The 19,621-nt window shown below is 51.7% G+C and carries 18 protein-coding genes; 9 read left to right on the top strand and 9 right to left on the bottom strand.

Features of this window, described 5'->3' with window-relative positions; genetic code table 11:
• Positions 1-218 precede the first annotated feature (218 nt).
• The 7 genes from rplU to folA all read left to right on the top strand — a co-directional run bounded on the left by rplU (position 219) and on the right by folA (position 5,016).
• A complete protein-coding gene (rplU, locus tag C9J01_RS18555) occupies positions 219-530 on the top strand; it encodes a 50S ribosomal protein L21 (RefSeq protein ID WP_039456406.1) in 312 nt (103 codons plus the stop codon).
• An 18-nt stretch (positions 531-548) separates the two neighbouring features.
• A complete protein-coding gene (gene rpmA / locus C9J01_RS18550) occupies positions 549-806 on the top strand; it encodes a 50S ribosomal protein L27 (protein WP_007467532.1) in 258 nt (85 codons plus the stop codon).
• A 66-nt stretch (positions 807-872) separates the two neighbouring features.
• Positions 873-1,796, top strand: coding sequence for a DMT family transporter (locus C9J01_RS18545; RefSeq protein WP_107299629.1), 924 nt, complete (start codon positions 873-875; stop codon positions 1,794-1,796).
• Positions 1,797-1,936: 140 nt separating this feature from the next.
• The gene (cgtA, locus tag C9J01_RS18540) at positions 1,937-3,118 is read left to right on the top strand and encodes an Obg family GTPase CgtA (protein WP_107299628.1); all 1,182 of its coding nucleotides are present in this window, start codon (positions 1,937-1,939) and stop codon (positions 3,116-3,118) included.
• A gap of 128 nt (positions 3,119-3,246) precedes the next feature.
• On the top strand, positions 3,247-4,038 hold the full coding sequence (locus C9J01_RS18535) for a threonine/serine exporter family protein (protein ID WP_107299627.1): 792 nt from the start codon (positions 3,247-3,249) through the stop codon (positions 4,036-4,038).
• Positions 4,035-4,508: a threonine/serine exporter family protein gene (locus C9J01_RS18530; RefSeq protein WP_107299626.1), complete on the top strand. Its 474-nt coding sequence runs from the start codon at positions 4,035-4,037 to the stop codon at positions 4,506-4,508. Before C9J01_RS18535 ends, C9J01_RS18530 begins: the two co-directional genes overlap by 4 nt.
• A gap of 28 nt (positions 4,509-4,536) precedes the next feature.
• Entirely contained in the window at positions 4,537-5,016 is a 480-nt protein-coding gene (folA, locus tag C9J01_RS18525; protein ID WP_107299625.1) for a type 3 dihydrofolate reductase, read from the top strand.
• A 70-nt stretch (positions 5,017-5,086) separates the two neighbouring features.
• Here folA and C9J01_RS18520 read toward each other — a convergent pair whose 3' ends face one another.
• The 6 genes from C9J01_RS18520 to lptD all read right to left on the bottom strand — a co-directional run bounded on the left by C9J01_RS18520 (position 5,087) and on the right by lptD (position 11,889).
• Positions 5,087-5,902 carry a symmetrical bis(5'-nucleosyl)-tetraphosphatase gene (locus C9J01_RS18520; RefSeq protein ID WP_107299624.1) on the bottom strand — a complete coding sequence of 272 codons (816 nt, stop codon included), beginning with the start codon at positions 5,900-5,902 and terminating at the stop codon, positions 5,087-5,089.
• A gap of 9 nt (positions 5,903-5,911) precedes the next feature.
• On the bottom strand, positions 5,912-6,295 hold the full coding sequence (apaG, locus tag C9J01_RS18515) for a Co2+/Mg2+ efflux protein ApaG (RefSeq protein ID WP_107299623.1): 384 nt from the start codon (positions 6,293-6,295) through the stop codon (positions 5,912-5,914).
• Between the two features lie 82 nt (positions 6,296-6,377).
• The gene (gene rsmA, locus C9J01_RS18510) at positions 6,378-7,190 is read right to left on the bottom strand and encodes a 16S rRNA (adenine(1518)-N(6)/adenine(1519)-N(6))-dimethyltransferase RsmA (protein ID WP_107299622.1); all 813 of its coding nucleotides are present in this window, start codon (positions 7,188-7,190) and stop codon (positions 6,378-6,380) included.
• Positions 7,187-8,179 carry a 4-hydroxythreonine-4-phosphate dehydrogenase PdxA gene (pdxA, locus tag C9J01_RS18505; protein ID WP_107299621.1) on the bottom strand — a complete coding sequence of 331 codons (993 nt, stop codon included), beginning with the start codon at positions 8,177-8,179 and terminating at the stop codon, positions 7,187-7,189. The genes rsmA and pdxA overlap by 4 nt, the downstream gene beginning before the upstream one ends.
• Entirely contained in the window at positions 8,166-9,470 is a 1,305-nt protein-coding gene (gene surA / locus C9J01_RS18500; protein ID WP_107299620.1) for a peptidylprolyl isomerase SurA, read from the bottom strand. Before surA ends, pdxA begins: the two co-directional genes overlap by 14 nt.
• 64 nt (positions 9,471-9,534) lie before the next feature.
• Complete coding sequence (gene lptD, locus C9J01_RS18495) at positions 9,535-11,889, bottom strand: LPS assembly protein LptD (RefSeq protein WP_107299619.1); 2,355 nt, start codon at positions 11,887-11,889, stop codon at positions 9,535-9,537.
• A 200-nt stretch (positions 11,890-12,089) separates the two neighbouring features.
• Here lptD and djlA point away from each other — a divergent pair, with 200 nt between their 5' ends.
• Positions 12,090-12,935 carry a co-chaperone DjlA gene (gene djlA, locus C9J01_RS18490; RefSeq protein ID WP_107299618.1) on the top strand — a complete coding sequence of 282 codons (846 nt, stop codon included), beginning with the start codon at positions 12,090-12,092 and terminating at the stop codon, positions 12,933-12,935.
• A gap of 97 nt (positions 12,936-13,032) precedes the next feature.
• On the opposite strand, the gene C9J01_RS18485 is transcribed toward djlA, so the two are convergent.
• From C9J01_RS18485 to rapA, 3 genes are all read right to left on the bottom strand, one after another.
• The gene (locus C9J01_RS18485; protein WP_107299617.1) at positions 13,033-13,986 is read right to left on the bottom strand and encodes a D-2-hydroxyacid dehydrogenase; all 954 of its coding nucleotides are present in this window, start codon (positions 13,984-13,986) and stop codon (positions 13,033-13,035) included.
• A 66-nt stretch (positions 13,987-14,052) separates the two neighbouring features.
• Entirely contained in the window at positions 14,053-14,766 is a 714-nt protein-coding gene (rluA, locus tag C9J01_RS18480; RefSeq protein ID WP_107299616.1) for a bifunctional tRNA pseudouridine(32) synthase/23S rRNA pseudouridine(746) synthase RluA, read from the bottom strand.
• 148 nt (positions 14,767-14,914) lie between these two features.
• Positions 14,915-17,833, bottom strand: a complete 2,919-nt coding sequence (gene rapA, locus C9J01_RS18475) for an RNA polymerase-associated protein RapA (protein ID WP_107299615.1) — start codon at positions 17,831-17,833, stop codon at positions 14,915-14,917.
• Between the two features lie 347 nt (positions 17,834-18,180).
• Here rapA and C9J01_RS18470 point away from each other — a divergent pair, with 347 nt between their 5' ends.
• Entirely contained in the window at positions 18,181-19,557 is a 1,377-nt protein-coding gene (locus C9J01_RS18470) for a PhoH family protein (RefSeq protein ID WP_107299614.1), read from the top strand.
• The last annotated feature ends 64 nt before the right edge of the window (positions 19,558-19,621 follow it).

Raw genomic sequence — 19,621 nt, 5'->3', positions numbered from 1 at the left:
ATATTACACTAAAAGACAGCAATCTTCATAACCTCGATTGCGTTTAAATCGATGACTTTTATTACTGAGCAGCTTTTCGCCAATTTTCTTTGCACAATCGCTTGCCAGTAGCCCTAATTTCGCGTAACATTCGCGCCCTATTGATGACAAGATTAAGCGCATACCCATTGCCCAAAATATACGTGGCAAATGGCCTATGCGGACAAGCGGAGTAAGACATGTACGCTGTTTTCCAAAGTGGTGGTAAACAACACCGTGTAAGCGAAGGCCAGACCCTACGCTTAGAAAAACTAGACGCTGAAACTGGCGCTAGCATTGAATTTGACTCAGTACTTCTAGTAGCTAACGGCGAAGAAGTAACTGTAGGCGCACCTTTCGTAGCTGGCGGTAAAGTAACTGCTGAAGTAGTTACTCACGGTCGTGGCGATAAAGTAAAAATCGTTAAGTTCCGTCGTCGTAAGCACTCTCGTAAGCAAGCGGGCCACCGTCAGTGGTTCACTGAAGTCAAAATTACTGGCATCAGCGCTTAATAACAGGAGAATTTAAAGATGGCACACAAAAAAGCTGGCGGTTCTACTCGTAACGGCCGTGATTCAGAAAGTAAACGTCTTGGTGTTAAGCGTTTCGGTGGCGAATCTGTACTAGCAGGTAACATCATCGTACGTCAGCGTGGTACTAAGTTCCACGCAGGTAACAACGTAGGCCTAGGTAAAGACCACACTCTATTCGCTCTATCTGACGGTAAAGTGAAGTTCGAAGTTAAAGGTCCTAAGAACCGTAAATTCGTTTCTATCGAAGCTGAATAATTTCAGTCTCGACACGAATGATAAAGCCCTGCCTACTGGCGGGGCTTTTTGTTTATGGGGGGCTTTATGCCACAGCAAAATCCCATGATTGGGATGTCCCTGGCGTTATTGACCGCCGTGTTCTGGGGAGCGCTGCCCATTGCAATGAAGCAGGCTGTCGAAGTCATGGATCCTTTTACCATCGTTTGGTACCGGTTCATAACGGCTTCGATTGGCTTGGGCCTCTGGCTGGGCTACCGGCGGAAACTGCCTAGCCTCGGTGGACTCGGTGTGAAAGGAAGTAGCTTGATGCTACTGGCAAGCTTGGGGCTTGCAGGTAACTTCGTGCTGTTTAACAGCTCGCTGTCTTACCTCAATCCTGCGGTGGTCCAGGTGATCATGCAGTTGGCACCGATGATGCTGCTGCTGTCTAGTGTCTGGTTATTTAAAGAGACATTGGGTAAACACCAGGTTGTGGGTGTGATAGCGCTGCTGTCTGGCTTGCTGCTGTTCTTCAATGAACGTCTGGCTGAGCTGTTTACCAGTATGAGCGCATACACCACCGGGGTATTGCTGGCTGTCGCTGCTGCAATGGTATGGGTTGTTTACGCATTGGCGCAAAAGCGGATGCTGAGACAGTTTTCGTCCCCGCAGATCTTGCTAATGATCTATGTGATCTGTGCCTTGATCTTAATGCCGTTAGCGACACCAAGCCAGATCCAGTTGATGGATCAACGCCAACTGGGCATGTTGATTTTTTGCTGCCTCAACACATTGGTGGGCTACGGTGCCTTCGCCGAAGCGATGGCTCGCTGGCAGGCATCACAAGTCAGTGCGGTGATCACCCTGGCACCCCTGTTCACGATCTTGTTTGTTGATCTTGCCAGTTTGGTCTGGCCTGACTACGTCGCACCTGCTGCCTTGAACCAATGGGGTTATGTCGGTGCGTTGGTGGTCGTTGGTGGTGCGATGTTCAGTGCTATCGGTCACCGCCTGCTTAAAAGAAAATGATGAAGGGCGCTTGTATTGCCCGTGATAGTACACCACAAAAGGTCGGATAAGCACGACGTTTGGTTGTACAATAGGTTAATAGCAACTTGGACAGAGCGCTCCAGGTTGAAGAATTTTAACGCCACTGCGCGGAGAAAGAGATGAAGTTTGTAGATGAAGCGGTGATTCGAGCCGATGCTGGTGACGGTGGTAATGGTACCGTTAGTTTCCGTACTGAAAAGTATGTACCGAAAGGCGGCCCTGACGGTGGTGACGGTGGTGACGGCGGTGACGTTTACCTACTGGCTGATGAAAACCTCAATACACTGATCGACTACCGCTTTGTAAAATTCTATGCCGCTGAGCGTGGCGAAAATGGCCGTGGTGGTAACTGTACCGGTAAACGCGGTGCCGATAAGGTATTGAGCGTGCCTGTGGGTACACGTGCTGTCGATGAAGAGACCGGTGAGGTGATCGCCGATTTAACCCAGCATGGTATGAAGATCATGGTAGCTAAAGGCGGCTTTCATGGCTTGGGCAACACCCGTTTCAAATCTTCCGTAAACCGTGCACCACGACAGAAAACCATGGGTACCAAAGGTGAGGTACGTCACCTGCGATTAGAGCTTTTGCTGTTGGCTGACGTGGGTATGCTAGGTTTGCCGAATGCGGGTAAATCGACCTTTATCCGCTCTGTATCGGCAGCAAAGCCGAAAGTGGCGGATTATCCGTTTACGACACTTGTGCCAAGCCTTGGTGTGGTTCGTGTCGATAGTGATCGCAGTTTTGTTGTTGCCGATATTCCGGGTCTGATTGAAGGGGCTGCTGACGGTGCTGGCCTGGGTATTCGCTTCTTGAAGCACCTTGAGCGCTGCCGCGTGCTGTTGCACATGATTGACCTGCTACCGGCAGACGGTTCAGATCCGATCGATAATGCCTTTACCATCATCAATGAGCTTAACCAATACAGTGAAAAGCTAACTAACAAGCCACGTTGGTTGGTCTTTAACAAAGTTGATTTGATGCCTGAAGAAGAAGCACAAGAGAAGATTGAAGCGATCTTGGATGCTCTGGCATGGGATGAAGATTATTACTGTATCTCGGCCCTCAACCGTATGGGTACCAAAGAACTTACCTACGATCTAATGCGCCAGATCGAATCGATGCCTGCTGTCGACTTCGAAGACGATGAAGAAGAGTCTGAAGAGAAGAAAGTAGAGTTCAAGTGGGATGATTATCACGAACAGCAAATTAAAAACGCTGACAAGAGTGATGACGATGATGATGACTGGGATGATTGGAATGAAGATGATTACGACGTAGAAATCATCTACAAGCCATAACGGGTCATCTCCGCTACATTGAAAAAAACCGCCTGCAAGGGCGGTTTTTTTGTGCCTAATCAAGCTGATTTTTGTAAGTTTGTATGATAATTCATCATTCAGATCACAATTTCAGGCAGGGGAGAGAGATGGAGGAGCCTAACGGGGCGCTGGCCGAGCCAGTGCAGCGGGAGATTTCACGGCTAGCGGTATTGGCCGGGCAAAGGTTGTTGCAACACGGAGCGGAGAGTACCTTGGTGATGGATGTCGCCAGGCGGTTGGGATTAGCGCTGGGGGTAGACAGTGTCGAGGTGTCCCTTTCAGCCAGTTCCATGGTATTGACGACCTTGAGTGACGGCCGCTGTATTACGACCACCAGACGGTGTCAGGATCGTGGGATCAACATGCAGGTGGTGACCGAGATCCAGCGGGTATGCATCATGGCCGAGCGGGGCGTGTTGGATGTCGACGGGGTGCATCAGCGTCTTGAGCAGATCAAGCCGATGCGCTACAACCGTTATTTGGTCATCATGATGATAGGCCTGTCATGTGCCTCGTTCAGCCGACTGGCTGGTGGCGATTGGCCGGTATTTGCGCTGACTTTTTTTGCCTCGGCGGTGGGGATGTTCGTCCGTCAGGAGATCGCCCATTGCCACTTCAATCCACTGCTCAACTTCGGGGTGACCGCTTTTGTAACCACTTTGATTTCCGGGTTTGGGCAGGTGTACCAAATCGGTGAAGCGCCATTTTTGGCGATGGCATCCTCGGTTTTGATGTTGGTACCGGGCTTCCCGCTGATCAATGCTATCTCGGATATGGTCAAAGGGTATTCCAACATGGGGATAGCTCGTTGGACCATGGCTAGTTTGCTGACGCTCTCGACCAGTATGGGGATTGTTGCGGCCATGAATGTGTTAGGTGTATGGGGGTGGCTGTCATGATCTCGACCGATTTTTTACTTGCGCTACTCAATGATATGTTTTTTGCGTCTATCCCTGCGGTTGGCTTTGCCTTGGTGTTCAATGTGCCGCCGAAGGCGCTGAAGTACTGTGCGATTGGTGGGGCGCTAGGCCATGGCTGTCGTTTTGCTCTTATGCATTGGGGGTTGTCGATTGAGTGGGCTACACTGTGTGCCGCAACTTTGGTTGGTATGATTGGTGTTCATTGGTCCCACCGCTTTCTCGCCCACCCCAAGGTATTTACTGTTGCGGCGATGATCCCTATGGTCCCTGGTGTGTTTGCTTTTAAGGCGATGATTGCCCTGGTGGAAATCAACCACCGCGGTTTTACGCCTGAGTTGTGGGGTTTGTTGGTGGAAAACATGCTCAAGGCGGTCTTTATCGTCGCATCGCTAGCAATTGGCCTCGCAATGCCCGGCTTGCTGTTTTATCGTCGTCGTCCTGTGGTATAACTCTGCCAACAGGAATGAAGGAGACAGTATGAAGATCAGTATGGTTGCCGCAATGGCCAAGGCACGGATCATCGGCAAAGACAACGCTATGCCATGGCATTTACCGGCCGATTTTGCTTGGTTCAAGAAAGTGACAATGGGCAAACCGGTCGTGATGGGGCGCAAGACGTTTGAGTCCATCGGCCGTCCATTGCCAGGCCGGCACAATATAGTGATCAGCCGAAATGCCGCCTACCAAGCTGAGGGGATCACCGTCGTCAGCGATTTTGAGTCAGCCAAGCAAGCGGCTGGTAATGTCGAGGAGCTAATGGTGATTGGCGGCGGCAGTATCTACACAGCTTGCTTAGAGAATGCAGACCGCCTGTACCTGACCTTCATTGAGCTAGAGGTCGAAGGTGATACCCAGTTCCCGGACTGGGGCAAAGGTTGGCAGGAAGTGCATAGCGAATCCTATACCGCTGATGAGAAAAATGCCCACGACATGCGTTTTGTGATCCTTGAGCGCTAATGTTGGTGGTCGCCTAGATAAAGAAGAGGCTTGCCGTTTGGCAAGCCTCTTTTGTTATCAACGCCATCTATCAGGCATGGACCGGGCACGCTTGCTCGAAACGGGCACCGTCTTCCCAGCGAAGTAGTGTCATGCTATTGCCCCATACACAGCCTGTATCGAGTCCTATGGCGTGGTCATCCTCGTAACCCATTAGAGCTGCCCAGTGACCGAAAATCATTCTCTTGTTCATCTCAGGGCGTTTGAGGGTAAACCAAGGAACCAATTGGTTGTCGGATGTATTTTCAGGGGACAGTTTGCACGCCATGTCGAGCCTGCCGTCCGGATAACAGAAGCGCATTCGGGTAAAGGCATTGATGGTAAAGCGGTAGCGTTCGATACCTTGCAGGTCTGCCGACCAGGCATCGGGGCCGTTGCCATACATATTCTCTAACAGCCAAAGATAGTCCTCACCCTGGAGTACGTTCTCAACCTCCCTGGCTTGTTCCCTGGCTTGCTGTAGGTTCCAACAGGCGGGCACCCCTGCATGGGTCATGACAAACGGAAATTCGGGATGCTCGGCAAGCAGGGGCTGCTGGCGCAACCAGTTGAGGAGTTCGTCCCGGTCCGGTGCATCGAGGATCGGCTGCAGTTTGTCCTTGGGCTTATTTTTGGCTATGCCTTGGGCAACGGCGAGCAGGTGGAGGTCGTGGTTGCCCAGTACCGTTGTTGCTTGTTTGCCCAGACCTTTGATAAAGCGCAGGGTTTCGAGCGAGAGAGGCCCGCGGGCGACAAGGTCACCGGTAAGCCAAAGTTGATCATGCTGCGGGTCGAAACTAGCGGTATCAAGCAGTTGGCGCAAGTCATCGAGGCAGCCCTGGATATCGCCAACAAGGTAGGTCGACATAGTGATCCTTTAGTGCAGTATGTTGGGCACTGACAAGCGGAAGGGGGAGATCTCGGCGACAAACTCGTCACCGTTTTCATTGACCATGACGTAATGCCCCTGCATCACCCCTAGTGGTGTTTCAATGATAGTACCGCTGGTGTAAGTGTATTCTTCATTGGCCGGAATAGTCGGTTGCTCACCGACAACCCCCTCACCTTCAATGACCAACTTTTTGCCGTTGGCATCGGTGATCAGCCAGCGCCTGCTGAGTAACTGGGCTTGGCCTGCTCCCAAATTGGCGATGGTGATGGTGTAGGAAAAGACATAGCGCTGGTTATCAGGCTCGGATTGGTCTTCGATGTAGTGGGTGACGACCCGGCATTTGATGGTCGGCGTTACGGTCATTGTCATTGTTATGCTTCCTTTCCTTGGCAACCTACCGGCCCGGTGTACCGGGTCGGTAGTTTTATCAATGTCACTGGCGAACGCAAGCTTACTTGGTGTGGTTTGCATCCAGCCAGTTTGCCATGCCGACAAACTGTTCTAGCGTCAGGTTTTCCGGACGCATACTTGGGTTGATCCCAAGGGCTTCCAGTTGTTCGCCTGTCAGCAGTGCCTTGTAGCAGTTGCGGATGGTCTTGCGGCGCTGGTTGAAGCCTTCACGGCAAACACGATCCAACCATTTAAGGTTAGTACATGGATGTGGCAAGGTTTCATATGGCGTTAGGCGTACAACGGCTGAGTCAACCTTTGGTGCTGGCTTGAATGACTCTGGCGGCACTTCCAAAACAGGCATGACGCGGCAGTAGTATTGGGTCATCACGGTCAAACGGCCGTAAGCCTTACTACCTGGGCCCGCTGCTAGGCGGTTAACAACTTCCTTCTGTAGCATGAAGTGCATGTCTTCAACGTGCTCGTGGAATGACAGCAAGTGGAAGATCAGCGGTGTAGAGATGTTGTACGGTAGGTTACCGAAAATACGCAGCTTGTTGTTTTCTTTAAGTAGCTGCGTGAAGTCGAAACGCATCGCATCACCTTCGTGGATAGTCAGCTTTTCAGCAAGATCCGGGTGGTTACGAAGACGCTCGGCTAGGTCACGGTCAAGCTCGATAACCGTGAATTTGTCGACCATTTTGCCAACCGGCTCGGTGATTGCACCAAGGCCAGGGCCGATTTCAACCAGGTTTTGGCCAGGTCGAGGGTTGATGGCAGATACAATGCCATCAATGATGTATGGGTCATTCAAAAAGTTCTGGCCAAAGCGCTTACGGGCGCGGTGACCTAGGTGGACTTGATCGCTGCTCATGCTTGTTTTTCTACCAATTCGAGGGCGTGTGATAGCGCTGTCCAAAGGCTACCCGTGTCCGCCTGTCCAGTACCGGCGAGTTCCAGTGCGGTACCATGATCTACTGAAGTTCTGATGAAGGGCAGGCCTAACGTAATGTTGACGGATTTACCAAAGCCTTTGAATTTCAGCACAGGTAGCCCTTGATCGTGATACATAGCCAGTACCGTGTCGGCATCGGCCAGATATTTTTCTTGGAAGATAGTATCTGCTGGCAGTGGGCCAATCAGATCCATGCCTTCCTGTTGGCGGAGTTGTTCCAGGGCCGGGCTGATCACATCGATCTCCTCGGTGCCCAGGCAACCATCTTCGCCAGCGTGTGGGTTCAAACCACAGACATAAATTTTAGGTTCAGCGATGCCGAACTTGCTGACAAGATCAGCATGCAGGATACGAATAACCTGCTGTAGCCGCTCTTCGGTGACGGCCTTTGACACATATGACAAAGGGATATGGGTTGTCACCAAAGCCACCCGCAACCCTTCGGTAGCCAGCATCATAACGACCTGGGCTGTATTGGATTGCTGGGCAAAAAACTCGGTATGCCCGCTGAATGATACCCCAGCTCGGTTGATAACCCCTTTATGGACCGGGCCGGTAACGACGGCTGCAAATTCACCGTTCATACACCCTTCAGCTGCCCGTTCCAGAGTATGGAGTACATAGTGGCCGTTTTGCTCGTTGAGCGTGCCGGCCTCCACTGTGGCTGCCAGAGGGAGATCGGCAATGACCAAGGTGCCAGCCTGGTGAGGCTCGGCAACCCGGCTAGGGTCATAGGCTTTGACAGCCAACGGCAACCCGAGTTGGGCTGCACGTTCTACCATAAGCTGGGCGTTAGCACAAATAACAAGTTGGTGCGGCCAGTCCTGTTGGGCAAGGGCAAGCACCAAATCCGGACCAATACCAGCAGGCTCGCCCGGGGTGATAGCAATACGTTTAACCTTGGTCATCGGCACGTTCCGGTTGTTCGATAAAGGCTTCAGCACGCAGTTCCTGCAACCAGGCCTGAGCTTCTTCGTTGAATTTACGGCTGAACAGGATGCGGTAGGCACGGTTCTTCACGGCGGCATCGGTACGGTCGACATCGCGGCGGTCGAGAACTTCAACAATATGCCAGCCATGTACCGTCTTGAATGGTTCGCTGATCATACCTTCTGGCAGTGTCTCTACTTTTTCTTTGAACTCAGGAACATACAGGTCTGGTGTCTGCCAGCCCAGTTCACCGCCATTAGCTGCTGAACCCGGATCGGCACTTAGTGCCTGTGCGGCATCTGCAAAGCTGCGTTCGCCGGCCAAAATCGAACGGCGGGCCTGTTCTAGCTGCTCCCTAGCACCGTCATCGCTAAGGATAACGGAAGTTTTCACCAAAATATGACGGGCGTTAACTTCAGTAACCGATACCGTTTCTAGGCCATCAACCTGGTTGATTTTCAGGATGTGGTAGCCCACACCACTGCGGAAAGGCCCGACAATAGCACCGGTGCCCTGAGATTGGATTTGATCGGCAAAGATGGTTGGCATTTCTTCTTTGCGCATCCAGCCCCATTCACCACCTTGTAACGCTTTTGGTCCTTTCGAGTAGCTGTATGCCAGGTTGGCAAAGTCAGCACCATCTTTTAGCTCATTGACCAGTTGCTGGGCTTCCTTGGCGACTTCGTCACGCTCGACAGAGCTTGCTCCTTCTTCAACACGCAGTTGGATGTGGCTGATGTTGTAGCGAACGCCTTGCTGCTCTTGCTGGCTGAGTTGGTCTGCAAGAGTGTCCACTTCCTGCGGCAGGATGTTGATCCGGCGGCGTACCTGGATAGTACGGGCTTCGCTCGCTGTCATATCGCGGCGCATTTGTTCACGGAAAATCGAGTAGCTGATGCCATTGGCCGCCAGCATCTGCTGCAGCTGGCCGACAGTCATCTGTTGCTCGGCAGCCATCTGGTTGATCGCCTGATCAAGGCGGTTGTCGTCAATACGAATCCCGAACTGTGCAGCTTGCTGGAGTTGAAGGGTCTCCATGATCAGTTGGTCCATAATCTGGCTGATCAGCACATCATCCGGCGGTAGGGGCTGGTTTTGCCCAGCAGCATTCATGCGGACCGTTTTTAGCATGGCATCGACGTCGCTTTGTAGGATAACGCTGTCGTTGACGATCGTAACAATACGATTGAGCTCTTGGGGGGCGGCAACGGTGCCGGCAGAAAGGCCCAGTAGTGCAATACCGAGCAAGCTAGACTTCCAATTTTTCATAATTTGTTTCCATCTGGCGCAAAGCGCGTTAAATCTTGGCTGGAAGGGATGCCCCTTCCATCTATTAATTATTGAGGTAGAAAGGACGACCGTAGCTAATGGCATTACCATCACTGGTTGAGCCAATAGCCGGAACACCCGCTAAGCCGAGCAAGCTAAATGAGATACTGAAGTTTTGTTCATATTCAGCAGGGCTAGTTGTTACATCCGCCCTTGTTTTCAGGTACTCGTTGTAGCCTAGGCTGATCATCCAGCAAGCCGTACGGAAGTTAAGGCTGATTTGCCCTTCCATCATCTGGTTTTCGGTTAGGTCGTGGTAATAGTCACCACGCAGTGTCACCCCATCGTAAATAGGGAAGCCCGTTGAAAAACCGAGCTGGGAAATACCGTCTTCGGTGTAGCTGTTAAGGCTGCCTGGGTCCTGAATATTTTCCAATAGGTACTCTTTGGAAATATAGCGGTAGTTAAGTTGGCTATAGGTACCGCCTTCACGGTATTCAATCGCCCCATTGGCAAACTGGAGATCTTTCTTGCTAGCGTCATATTGCAAACCGCCGTGGAAGAACAGCCAGTCATCATAATTGAAGTCTGACTCCAAGGCTGTGGCTGAGTAGTTAGGGCTGGCTTCGTTATTTGTATCTAGGTTGCGTCCTGAATCATTGATATAGAAAATCTGGCCGACAGACAAATTGAAGCGCTCAACAAAGTTGCTGTCAAAGTAACGGGTCGAGGCTCCGACAGTAAACTGGTTAGCTGCGGCAATACGGTCAACACTGGAATAGCGTTTGTCACGAAACAAGCCGTAGTAATCAGTTTGCATCAAAGTGGTATCGTAAGACGCGAAGATATCGTCTTGTTCAACGTCTTTGACATACAGGTACTGAATCTGAGGCTCTAAACTCTGAGTATAGCTATCGCCCCACAGCAAGGTATCTCGCTCGAGGTATAGGCCACTGTGGATACGGATACTTGGTACTGTGCGAGAGGCCGTTTCTGATAGCTCAGGGTTTGTGCCTGGGTCAAAGTCCTGATTGTAATAGGTATACATCAGCTTGGCTTCACTGGTCACAGACCACCATGGGGTAGCATATGGCAAAGTCAGGGTCGGCTCAAAGTGTACCCTATCTGCTTCAGGCTTTGAGGAATCATCATTTTCAAAGCGGCTGACATGGCTGTTAAGGTGGAAGTCTAGTCCGTAGGGTATGTCATCCCGGTAGTAGTTGACTTCGACCTGTGGCATCAAGCGATAGTTTGAGGACAGTCCGGTTGTCGTCAGTGGCTGGAAGTTCCTGACGCGCAGTGTTGAATCCCAATAGTTATCTCGGTAGGACACAGAACCGGTTTGCAGCAGGTTACTGTCTTCACGGTTACCGATACTGGAATCGATATCCTCAAAGTAAGTAGGGTCGCTGACCTTACTGTAGTCTACTTCGAACAACCAGTGCTGGTTATAGCGGCCGGTATGGGACCAGTTAAAGCCCCAGCGGGTGTCCCTATCACCGGCAGATGCTTCTTTGTCGTTGCCAAGATACTCCCCTTCCAATTGGCCCGTGCCGAGCTCGGTCAAATAGCGGAACTTGGAGTTGAGCTGCAAACCCCGGTTGCTCATGTACTTCGGCGTAATGGTCATGTCGTAGTTGGGCGCGATGTTCCAGTAGAAAGGGGTTTCAAGCTCAAAACCATCACGGGAACCGTAGCTGACAGAGGGGTATAGGAAACCTGTCAGGCGCTCATCACCAACGGGTACACGAAGGTACGGCATATAGAATACGGGCACATCGGCCACTTCGAAACGGGCATTGTAGAGGTCGGCAAAGGGGGAGTCTGCTTCACGCTCGATACTGGTCGCCGAGAATTGCCAGCTTTTGTCTCCTGGTGGACACGTCGTATAGGTACCGTTTTTCAAGCGGTAGTAAGAAATCCCGTTTTTGGTCACACGCTCTGCTTCACCACGACCAGCTTCACAGGTCATGTTATAGACCGCATTGTCCATCTGCGAATCTTCGGTATCCAAATTACTCTGGATACGATCGGAGTAAACCTCAATGGTACCGTCATGGAAGTAGACGTTACCTTCGGCCGTCACATCATTTGATGGCTGCTCAAGGGTCGCAACATCAGCGACAACGGTTCGGTTTCCCTGACGGACAATGACATCGCCTGTATAGGTAACACTCTGGTTATTCAGAGCTTCAGCTTGGTCGGCGGTGACTTTAATTGGTTCGTTATTCGGATCAGCCGGCATTTGCTCTGGAGCAATACACGTACCACGCACCATGGCCAGTTCGTCAGTTTCATCACTGACCGCAGAGTCGCCATTGGCTCTCTCTGGGGCGGCTTGGTTTGCGTAAGCCACCGTCGGGCCGAAAAGTGCCAGGCTGATCATGGTCGCCAGTAAGCTGCGGGAAGTAGATGACATCTAACTAAACGTTCCTGTAATAAAGTTTTTAGCGCATTTGTTATTGTTGACTGGGTTTTGACAAGCTTTCCCAGTAAATGCCAGCTATGATAATGCAAATTCTATCCGACGGCATCTTTTGGCTCATTTTTTGGCTTTTGCTATCGGGTGTAATGCATGGGAAATATTTCTAAATTTAGCAAATTACCAGAGAGTAGCGAATGCAGGTTTGGGGCAAAATACTTGGGGCATTTTTTGGCTTCCTCCTTGGCGGGCCGTTTGGTTTGTTGTTAGGTCTCTTTTTGGGCCATAAGTTCGATAAAGCACGTGCAAAAATTTATTACGGTGGAGGATTTGGCGGTTTTTCCGGTGGGCAGAGCTCAGCAGAGAACCAGGCCGCCTTTTTCTATGCTGCGTTTGCCGTGATGGGCCACGTAGCAAAAGCCAAGGGACGGGTCACAGAAGAAGAGATCCGTGTTGCCAGTGTGTATATGGATCGAATGGGCTTACAGGGCGAGTCTCGCCGTCAAGCCCAAGAAGCGTTCCGAGAAGGTAAGGAAGAGCATTTTCCGCTTGAAGAGACCCTAATGCGGGTTCGTCAGGGAAGTGCAGGTAGGGCAGACCTATTGCAGTTCTTCCTCGAATTGCAAATTCAGGCGGCGTTTGCAGATGGCTCGTTGCATCCGAGTGAGCGAAAATTACTGCACGTGATCGCGCGGATTCTGGGTTTTTCTGCCCAGCAACTGGAGCAGCGGTTGCATATGCAAGAAGCCGCGTTTCGTTTTCAGCAAGGTGGTTTCCACCAGCAGTACCAGCAGCAGGGTGGCGGTTTCCGACAAGCACCGACTAAAGACCAGTTGGCTGATGCGTTTGAGTTGATTGGGGTGCCGGAAACAGCTTCTGCACAAGAGCTCAAACGCGCTTACCGCAAGCAGATGAACGAGCACCACCCGGACAAACTGGCTGCCAAAGGTTTGCCGCCAGAAATGATGGAGTTGGCCAAACAGAAGACACAGGAGCTTCAGGCTGCTTATGATCTGATCCGCAAGGAGAAGGGGTTTAAGTAGGGACTTGGTCCTGGGAAAAGCAGGCCTTAGGCTCGAGGAAAAGCAAAACCCACACAGTTGACTGTGTGGGTTTTTTGTTACTCGGCTCCCAGAGCCCCTAAACTACATTTTTCGGCTCACCTGCCGTAAACGCATTGATATTGTCGATGAGTTGGTTGGCGAGGGTTTGGATAGCACTGTCCGAACCCCAGGCTACATGCGGGGTGAGTAGCAGGTTAGGCAAGTCGCTGTTGGCAATTAGCGGGTTGTCATCGCCGGCAGGCTCTTCAGTAAATACGTCGCACCCGGCGCCGGCGATGTCGCCGTTTCGCAGGGCATCAACCAGGGCCTGTTCGTCGACCAAGCCCCCGCGGCCGGTGTTTATCACTATTGCGCTATCTTTCATTTGTGTCAGTTCGCCACTGCCAATCAGGTTGTGTGTCTCGCTTGTCAGTGGGCAGTGCAGGCTTAGCACATCGGCCTGTGCCAGTACTTCATGGAATGGCAGGTAGCCCTCACGGCACGTCTCTGCACTCTTTCGCTCTGCAAATATGACTTTCATTCCCAGCGCGCGGCCGAGCGTTGCCATTGCTTGCCCCAAGCCACCGCTGCCAATAAGCCCTAGTGTTGCCCCGCGGATATCATTGATTGGGTGGGTGAAAAAACAAAACTGCTTCTTCTCTTGCCATACGCCTTGCTGGATATCCTGATGGTAGCCTAGCAGGTTGCGCCGCAGGGCGAACATCATCGCGACGGCATGCTCGGGTACCGAATCTACTGCATAACCACGGATATTGCTCACTGTGATGCCATGCTCACGGCAGTAGGTAAGATCGACATTGTTGGTACCGGTGGCGGCAACAGCAACCATCTTTAGCTTGGGTAATTTTGCCAATATGTCTGCATCGAGGACGACTTTATTGGTGATGGCAATCGTCGCATTTTCTAGCCGTTCGATAACTTGCTCGTGGCTGGAGGACGGATACTGTCTCCACTGGTGTTCAAAACTAGGGGAAGGAATGGTGATATGGGCCGGTATCGTGTCGCGGTCGAGAAAAACAATCTGTTCCATGGCTCGCTAATTTAGGTTCGAGGATAGTGGGGCAGTACACACTATCCACGATAGCCAACTCAAGCCCTATGGTTTGGAATAGTGATCCGGTAGGGTCTTTTGTGGTGCGCTGGTAAAGAACTCACACGGCGCAAACAGGTGCATCGGCTCATCACTGCGCGGATGGAAGAAACTCAGCTCTGCGGCATGGAGTTGCAGGCGCGGTGCCATCGCCTTGGCCTCTGGGTGGGCATAGAAGCCATCACCGAGAATTGGATGGCCCAGAGCGAGCAGGTGAACCCGCAACTGGTGTGAGCGGCCTGTGATGGGACGTAGGCGCACTAAGCTGGTGTTTTCACTTCTCTCAAGCACCTGATAATGGGTGACCGAAGGCTTGCCATCGTCGTAACAGACCTTTTGCTTTGGCCGGTTCGGCCAATCGCAGATCAGCGGTAGGTCGACAGTACCGTTATCCAAGGCTATTTCCCCAAATGCCCGGGCGTAATAAACCTTTTCGGTTCGGCGCTCCTGAAACTGGATTTTGAGGTTGCGCTCAGCCTGCTTGTTGAGGGCGAGGATAATGAGTCCAGAGGTTGCCATATCAAGGCGGTGGATCAGGTGCGAATCGGGATAATCGGCCCGGACTCGTGACCAGATGCTGTCATAAAAGGCTGGGTCACGGCCAGGGTTAGAGAGCATGCCCGATGGCTTGTTCACCGCAATAATGTCTTCGTCCTGATAAAGGATATCCAGCCAAGGATCCTTGGCTGGGTTATAGTCTATTTCTGGCAGTGTGCTCATAGCTTTGATCTGTGAAAAGGTCCGTGAAACGGGAAGGCGGCGATAATATCAACAATTGCCAATAAGGCAATATCCTTGATAGTAAATCTGTGGGTGTAAAAAAGCCGCCCGAAAAGGCGGCTTGGTTGGCAGTGACGGTAAGGTTAGTTTAGCCGTGGCTAACGACAATCAAACGCAGTGAGTCCAGTTGGATTTGCGCTTTGGCGATGTAGCCTGTCAGCTCTTCGATTTGGTTTTCGATTAGCTCTAGTTCGTCATCACGGATATTTGGGTTCACCGCTTTCAGTGCCTGTAGGCGATCAAGCTCAGCACGCAGTGTTGCTTCCATTTCGGCTTGGGCTGCATCACGGATAGTCACCAGCTCACTGGATACCACTTGCTCAGCGCTTTCGATCAAGGTGTGAATGTCTTTCTGCACCGAGTTAACCAGTTTGCTGCCAAGGTGGCGGTTGACCGGGCTCAATTGGCGGTTGAAGCCTTCGAATTCTACTTTGGCCGACAGGTTGTTGCCTTTGGCATCAAGTAGGATACGAATTGGTGTTTTTGGCAGGAAGCGGCCGATACCCGACTGCTTTGGTGCCTGCGCATCCACTACATAAACGAGTTCCAGCAGCAGGGTACCGGCTGGTAGCGCCTTGTTCTTCAGCAGTGATACCGCTGTGGTACCTACGCCTTCGGACAGTAGCAGGTCAATACCACCCTGGATCATCGGGTGTTCCCAACTGATGAAGTGCAGATCTTCACGTGACAGTGCGGTGTCACGGTCGAATGTGATGGTACAACCGTCGTAAGGTAGGCCAGGGTAGCTCGCGACCATCATGTGCTCCGATGGTGTCACCACGATGGCGTTTTCACCTTTGTCGTCCTGGTTAAGGCCAATAGTGTCAAACAGGCCAAGGGCAAAGGTTACCAGGTTGGTATCGCCATCTTTACCGCTGATCTCTTCAACCAACTGCTGCGCATCAGCGCCGCCGTTGGAATGGATTTCCAGCAGGCGGTCACGGCCTTGCTCCAACTTGCCCTTGAGCTCATTGTGCATCGCTGCACTTTGTTCGATGAGCTCATCGAGTTGCTCGCCATCAGGTTTGTCACTGGCCAGTAGTTCCAGCAAATTGCTGCTGAAGGCATCGTACACAGCACGGCCGGTCGGGCAGGTTTCTTCAAAGGCGTTAAGGCCTTCGTTGTACCAGCGAGCCAGCAGGGCTTGCGAGGTGCCCTGAAGGTGCGGGACATGAATTTCGATATCACGCTTCTGGCCGATACGGTCAAGGCGGCCAATACGTTGTTCCAGCAGATCCGGGTTGTTCGGCAGGTCGAACATCACCAACTGGTTGGCAAACTGGAAGTTGCGGCCTTCAGAGCCAATTTCTGAACACAGCAGTACCTGGGCACCGTCCTCTTCCTGGGCGAAGTAAGCTGCCGCCTTGTCACGCTCTATGATCGACATGCCTTCATGGAACACGGTGGCACGGATCCCCTCACGCTCGCGCAGGGCTTGTTCAAGGATAAGCGCGGTTTGGGCGCGAGAGCAGATCACCAACACTTTTTCCTGGCGGTTGGCTTTTAGCATATCCAGCAACCAGTTGACGCGTGGGTCGAACTGCCACCAAGTCGCAGAGTCGCCTTCGAACTCCTGGTAGATATCTTCCGGGTACAGCAGTTTGAAGGCTTTTTGCTCCACGCTCATCTTGCCGCCCATCATACCGGCAACACGCATTGCGGTTTGGTACTGAGTTGGCAGTGCCAGCGGGTACATGTTGAGGTGACGCTGCGGGAAGCCCTTGATCGCTGCACGGGTGTTACGGAACAGCACGCGGCCGGTACCGTGGCGGTCCATCAGGTTGTCGATTAGCTCGTGGCGAACGGTTTGCTGTTGCTCTGGGTCGATGTCACCGGCTTCGATAATACGTAGCATCGGCTCGATATCCTGCTCTGGCAGTAGCTCAACCAAGGTGTTCTTGGCATCGTCATCCAGTTTTTCGCCAGAGAGTAGGCGCGAGACCGCATCGGCAACCGGAGCGTATTGACGCTCTTCTTCGACAAAGGCTTCGTAATCGTAGAAGCGATCCGGGTCAAGCAGGCGCAGGCGGGCAAAGTGGCTTTCATGGCCCAATTGCTCTGGGGTTGCGGTAAGTAGCAATACGCCCGGCGCTTTTTCTGCTAGCTCTTCCACCACTTGGTACTGGCGGCTTGGTTTGTCTTCGCTCCACTCAAGATGGTGGGCTTCGTCGACAACCAACAGGTCCCAATCGGCATCCAGTGCCTGTTCGAAACGGCGGCGGCTCTTGCGCAGGAAGTCCAGTGAACACAATACGTATTGGGCGGTGTCGAACGGGTTGGCAGAATCTGCAAATGCTTCGACACAACGCTCTTCGTCGAAAATCGAGAAGTGTAGATTGAAACGGCGCATCATCTCGACCAGCCACTGGTGCTGCAGGGTCTCAGGTACCAAGATCAGGATACGCTCGGCACGGCCAGACAGTACCTGCTGGTGGATGATCATACCGGCTTCGATAGTCTTACCGAGGCCAACTTCATCGGCAAGCAAAACGCGCGGTGCGTAACGGCGACCAACTTCATGGGCGATATAAAGCTGGTGCGGGATCAAGCCGGCACGCATACCGCATAGACCACGGAGCGGACTCTTGTGCTGCTCGTACTGGTTTTTCAGGGCACGGTAGCGCAACGCAAAGCGGTCCATACGGTCAATCTGACCGGCAAACATCTTGTCTTGTGGCTTGTTGAAGCGGATTTGGTTGCTAAGGAAAATTTCGCGCAGTGCGACATGTTCCTCGCCGGTATCGGTACGGGTACCGATATAGGTAAAGACGCCGCCGGTTTCATCGACCTGCTCGACCTTGAGCGACCAGCCGTCATGGCTTTCAACCACATCACCGACATTGAACATTACACGGGTCACTGGAGCGTCGTTGCGAGCATAAAGGCGGTTCTCTTCACTGGCAGAGAACATTAGAGTCACGGTCCTGGCATCGACAGCCACGACCGTACCTAGACCCAGATCACTTTCAGTATCACTGATCCAACGTTGACCCAAAGCAAATGGCATAGTGGTTAAAACCTTCTAATTATTTGAAATCAAGGAAAATGCGAAGCCGATGCGCCTGCATTTTTGAACTACACTCAAAGTAATACCGTACTAGATGGTATCCATCACCTGCCGTTGGCAGCGCGTATTGGTATATAAGTGTAGCCAGTAATCGCACCGGTAAAAAAGGGGAGTAATGTTACTGCATGCCGTGAGCAAGGTCACGGTCAATATGACAAGAAAGTACCAAACTGTAACTGTCACATTTATTTAATTATCTCCGGTCTTTAATAGTAACTACCCCGTTAATTCGGGCACAGGAAATACTCAGGTGGGACAACCACCGTTTTGTTACCAAGGAGGTACCTATGGATGAAGTTGGTAGGAAAGTTTTCGTTCTCGACACCAATATACTACTTCATGAACCCCTCGCTGTTTATTCTTTCAAAGAGCATGATGTCGTCATCCCGATGACGGTGCTTGAAGAGCTCGATCGTATCAAGGACAGCAAACGTGATGTGTCACGTGATGCCCGTATTGCTATCCGAGCCTTGGAAGATATTTTCCGCGATGCCACCCCTGAGCAAATTGCCGAGGGGATCCCGCTAAGCCCACAAGGAGGTGAGTTAGGAAAGGTTTCTATTTTTGCTGATTATGAGGTGACTGAAACGGTCCACGCTTTTGCTGACAAGGCAGGAGACAACCGTATCCTCAATGGCGTGTTATTTCTCCAGTCCCATTATGCGCCGCGTGACGTGGTGCTGATCACTAAAGACATCAATATGCGGCTGCGCGCCAAAGGGGCCGGTGTTTATTATGTCGATGATTACCGTTCCGATCAGTTGATTGACGATGTCAAAATGCTGACCAAAGGGTTCTACCAATTCAGTGGAAACTTCTGGGAACGTGTCGGTGAGTGTTATTCGGAGAAAAAAGGTCGCTCGACTGTCCATACCCTGCCTTCAGAATTGTTTGAGGCACCGTTTATTAACCAGTACTTAATTGATGAGGACAGTGACTTTGCCGGTCGGGTCCAGTCTATTGATGGGGAAACCCTGACCTTGAAAGACATCGGCCATGAACGGTTGCTGAGCAAACAGGCATGGGGGATCCACCCGAAAAATATCTACCAGGGAATGGCTCTCGATGCTCTTATGGATCCGAAGATTGACTTGGTGATCCTAACCGGGCCTGCCGGGTGTGGTAAAACCATCCTAGCCATGGCGGCGGCATTGGAGCAAGTGATCGAAAAAGGCATGTATGACAAGATCATCGTGACCCGAAATACCCCAGAAATCGCAGAGTCTATTGGTTTCCTACCGGGTACCGAGGAAGAGAAGATGATGCCTTGGCTCGCTGCGGTGACCGATACTATGGAGGCATTACACAAAAACGATGTGTGTACCGATGGATCGATGAAGTACATCTTCGACAAGGCCAATATTCAATTTAAATCAATTAACTTTATGCGCGGGCGTTCTATCCAAAATGCATTTGTATTGCTGGATGAGTGCCAGAACCTCACCGCCTCCCAGATCAAAACCATCATCACCCGTTGTGGGGAGGGCACCAAGCTAGTTTGTTCGGGTAATCTGGCCCAGATTGACTCCAGTTACCTTTCTCCTGTGACGTCGGGCTTGACCTATATCGTCGAGCGTTTCAAGAATTTCGAAGGCAGTGCCAACATCTATCTCAATGGCGTTGTCCGCAGCCGTCTGGCTGAGTTTGCCGAGGAAAACCTATAGCCATATAGGTTCTGTATCTTTCCCTATTTGCAAAAGCGAGCCAGTTGGCTCGCTTTTTCCATTA

The sequence above is a fragment of the Photobacterium rosenbergii genome, assembly GCF_003026455.1.
Taxonomy (GTDB): domain Bacteria; phylum Pseudomonadota; class Gammaproteobacteria; order Enterobacterales; family Vibrionaceae; genus Photobacterium; species Photobacterium rosenbergii.
This window is presented reverse-complemented; position numbering and strand designations above follow the sequence as displayed.

What these genes read in the sequence shown, in the direction of transcription:
- rplU (WP_039456406.1), top strand. Translation starts at nt 219, where the DNA reads ATGTACGCTGTTTTCCAAAGTGGTGGTAAACAACACCGTGTAAGCGAA.
- rpmA (WP_007467532.1), top strand. Translation starts at nt 549, where the DNA reads ATGGCACACAAAAAAGCTGGCGGTTCTACTCGTAACGGCCGTGATTCA.
- C9J01_RS18545 (WP_107299629.1), top strand. Translation starts at nt 873, where the DNA reads ATGCCACAGCAAAATCCCATGATTGGGATGTCCCTGGCGTTATTGACC.
- cgtA (WP_107299628.1), top strand. Translation starts at nt 1,937, where the DNA reads ATGAAGTTTGTAGATGAAGCGGTGATTCGAGCCGATGCTGGTGACGGT.
- C9J01_RS18535 (WP_107299627.1), top strand. Translation starts at nt 3,247, where the DNA reads ATGGAGGAGCCTAACGGGGCGCTGGCCGAGCCAGTGCAGCGGGAGATT.
- C9J01_RS18530 (WP_107299626.1), top strand. Translation starts at nt 4,035, where the DNA reads ATGATCTCGACCGATTTTTTACTTGCGCTACTCAATGATATGTTTTTT.
- folA (WP_107299625.1), top strand. Translation starts at nt 4,537, where the DNA reads ATGAAGATCAGTATGGTTGCCGCAATGGCCAAGGCACGGATCATCGGC.
- C9J01_RS18520 (WP_107299624.1), bottom strand. Translation starts at nt 5,902, where the DNA reads ATGTCGACCTACCTTGTTGGCGATATCCAGGGCTGCCTCGATGACTTG.
- apaG (WP_107299623.1), bottom strand. Translation starts at nt 6,295, where the DNA reads ATGACAATGACCGTAACGCCGACCATCAAATGCCGGGTCGTCACCCAC.
- rsmA (WP_107299622.1), bottom strand. Translation starts at nt 7,190, where the DNA reads ATGAGCAGCGATCAAGTCCACCTAGGTCACCGCGCCCGTAAGCGCTTT.
- pdxA (WP_107299621.1), bottom strand. Translation starts at nt 8,179, where the DNA reads ATGACCAAGGTTAAACGTATTGCTATCACCCCGGGCGAGCCTGCTGGT.
- surA (WP_107299620.1), bottom strand. Translation starts at nt 9,470, where the DNA reads ATGAAAAATTGGAAGTCTAGCTTGCTCGGTATTGCACTACTGGGCCTT.
- lptD (WP_107299619.1), bottom strand. Translation starts at nt 11,889, where the DNA reads ATGTCATCTACTTCCCGCAGCTTACTGGCGACCATGATCAGCCTGGCA.
- djlA (WP_107299618.1), top strand. Translation starts at nt 12,090, where the DNA reads ATGCAGGTTTGGGGCAAAATACTTGGGGCATTTTTTGGCTTCCTCCTT.
- C9J01_RS18485 (WP_107299617.1), bottom strand. Translation starts at nt 13,986, where the DNA reads ATGGAACAGATTGTTTTTCTCGACCGCGACACGATACCGGCCCATATC.
- rluA (WP_107299616.1), bottom strand. Translation starts at nt 14,766, where the DNA reads ATGAGCACACTGCCAGAAATAGACTATAACCCAGCCAAGGATCCTTGG.
- rapA (WP_107299615.1), bottom strand. Translation starts at nt 17,833, where the DNA reads ATGCCATTTGCTTTGGGTCAACGTTGGATCAGTGATACTGAAAGTGAT.
- C9J01_RS18470 (WP_107299614.1), top strand. Translation starts at nt 18,181, where the DNA reads ATGGATGAAGTTGGTAGGAAAGTTTTCGTTCTCGACACCAATATACTA.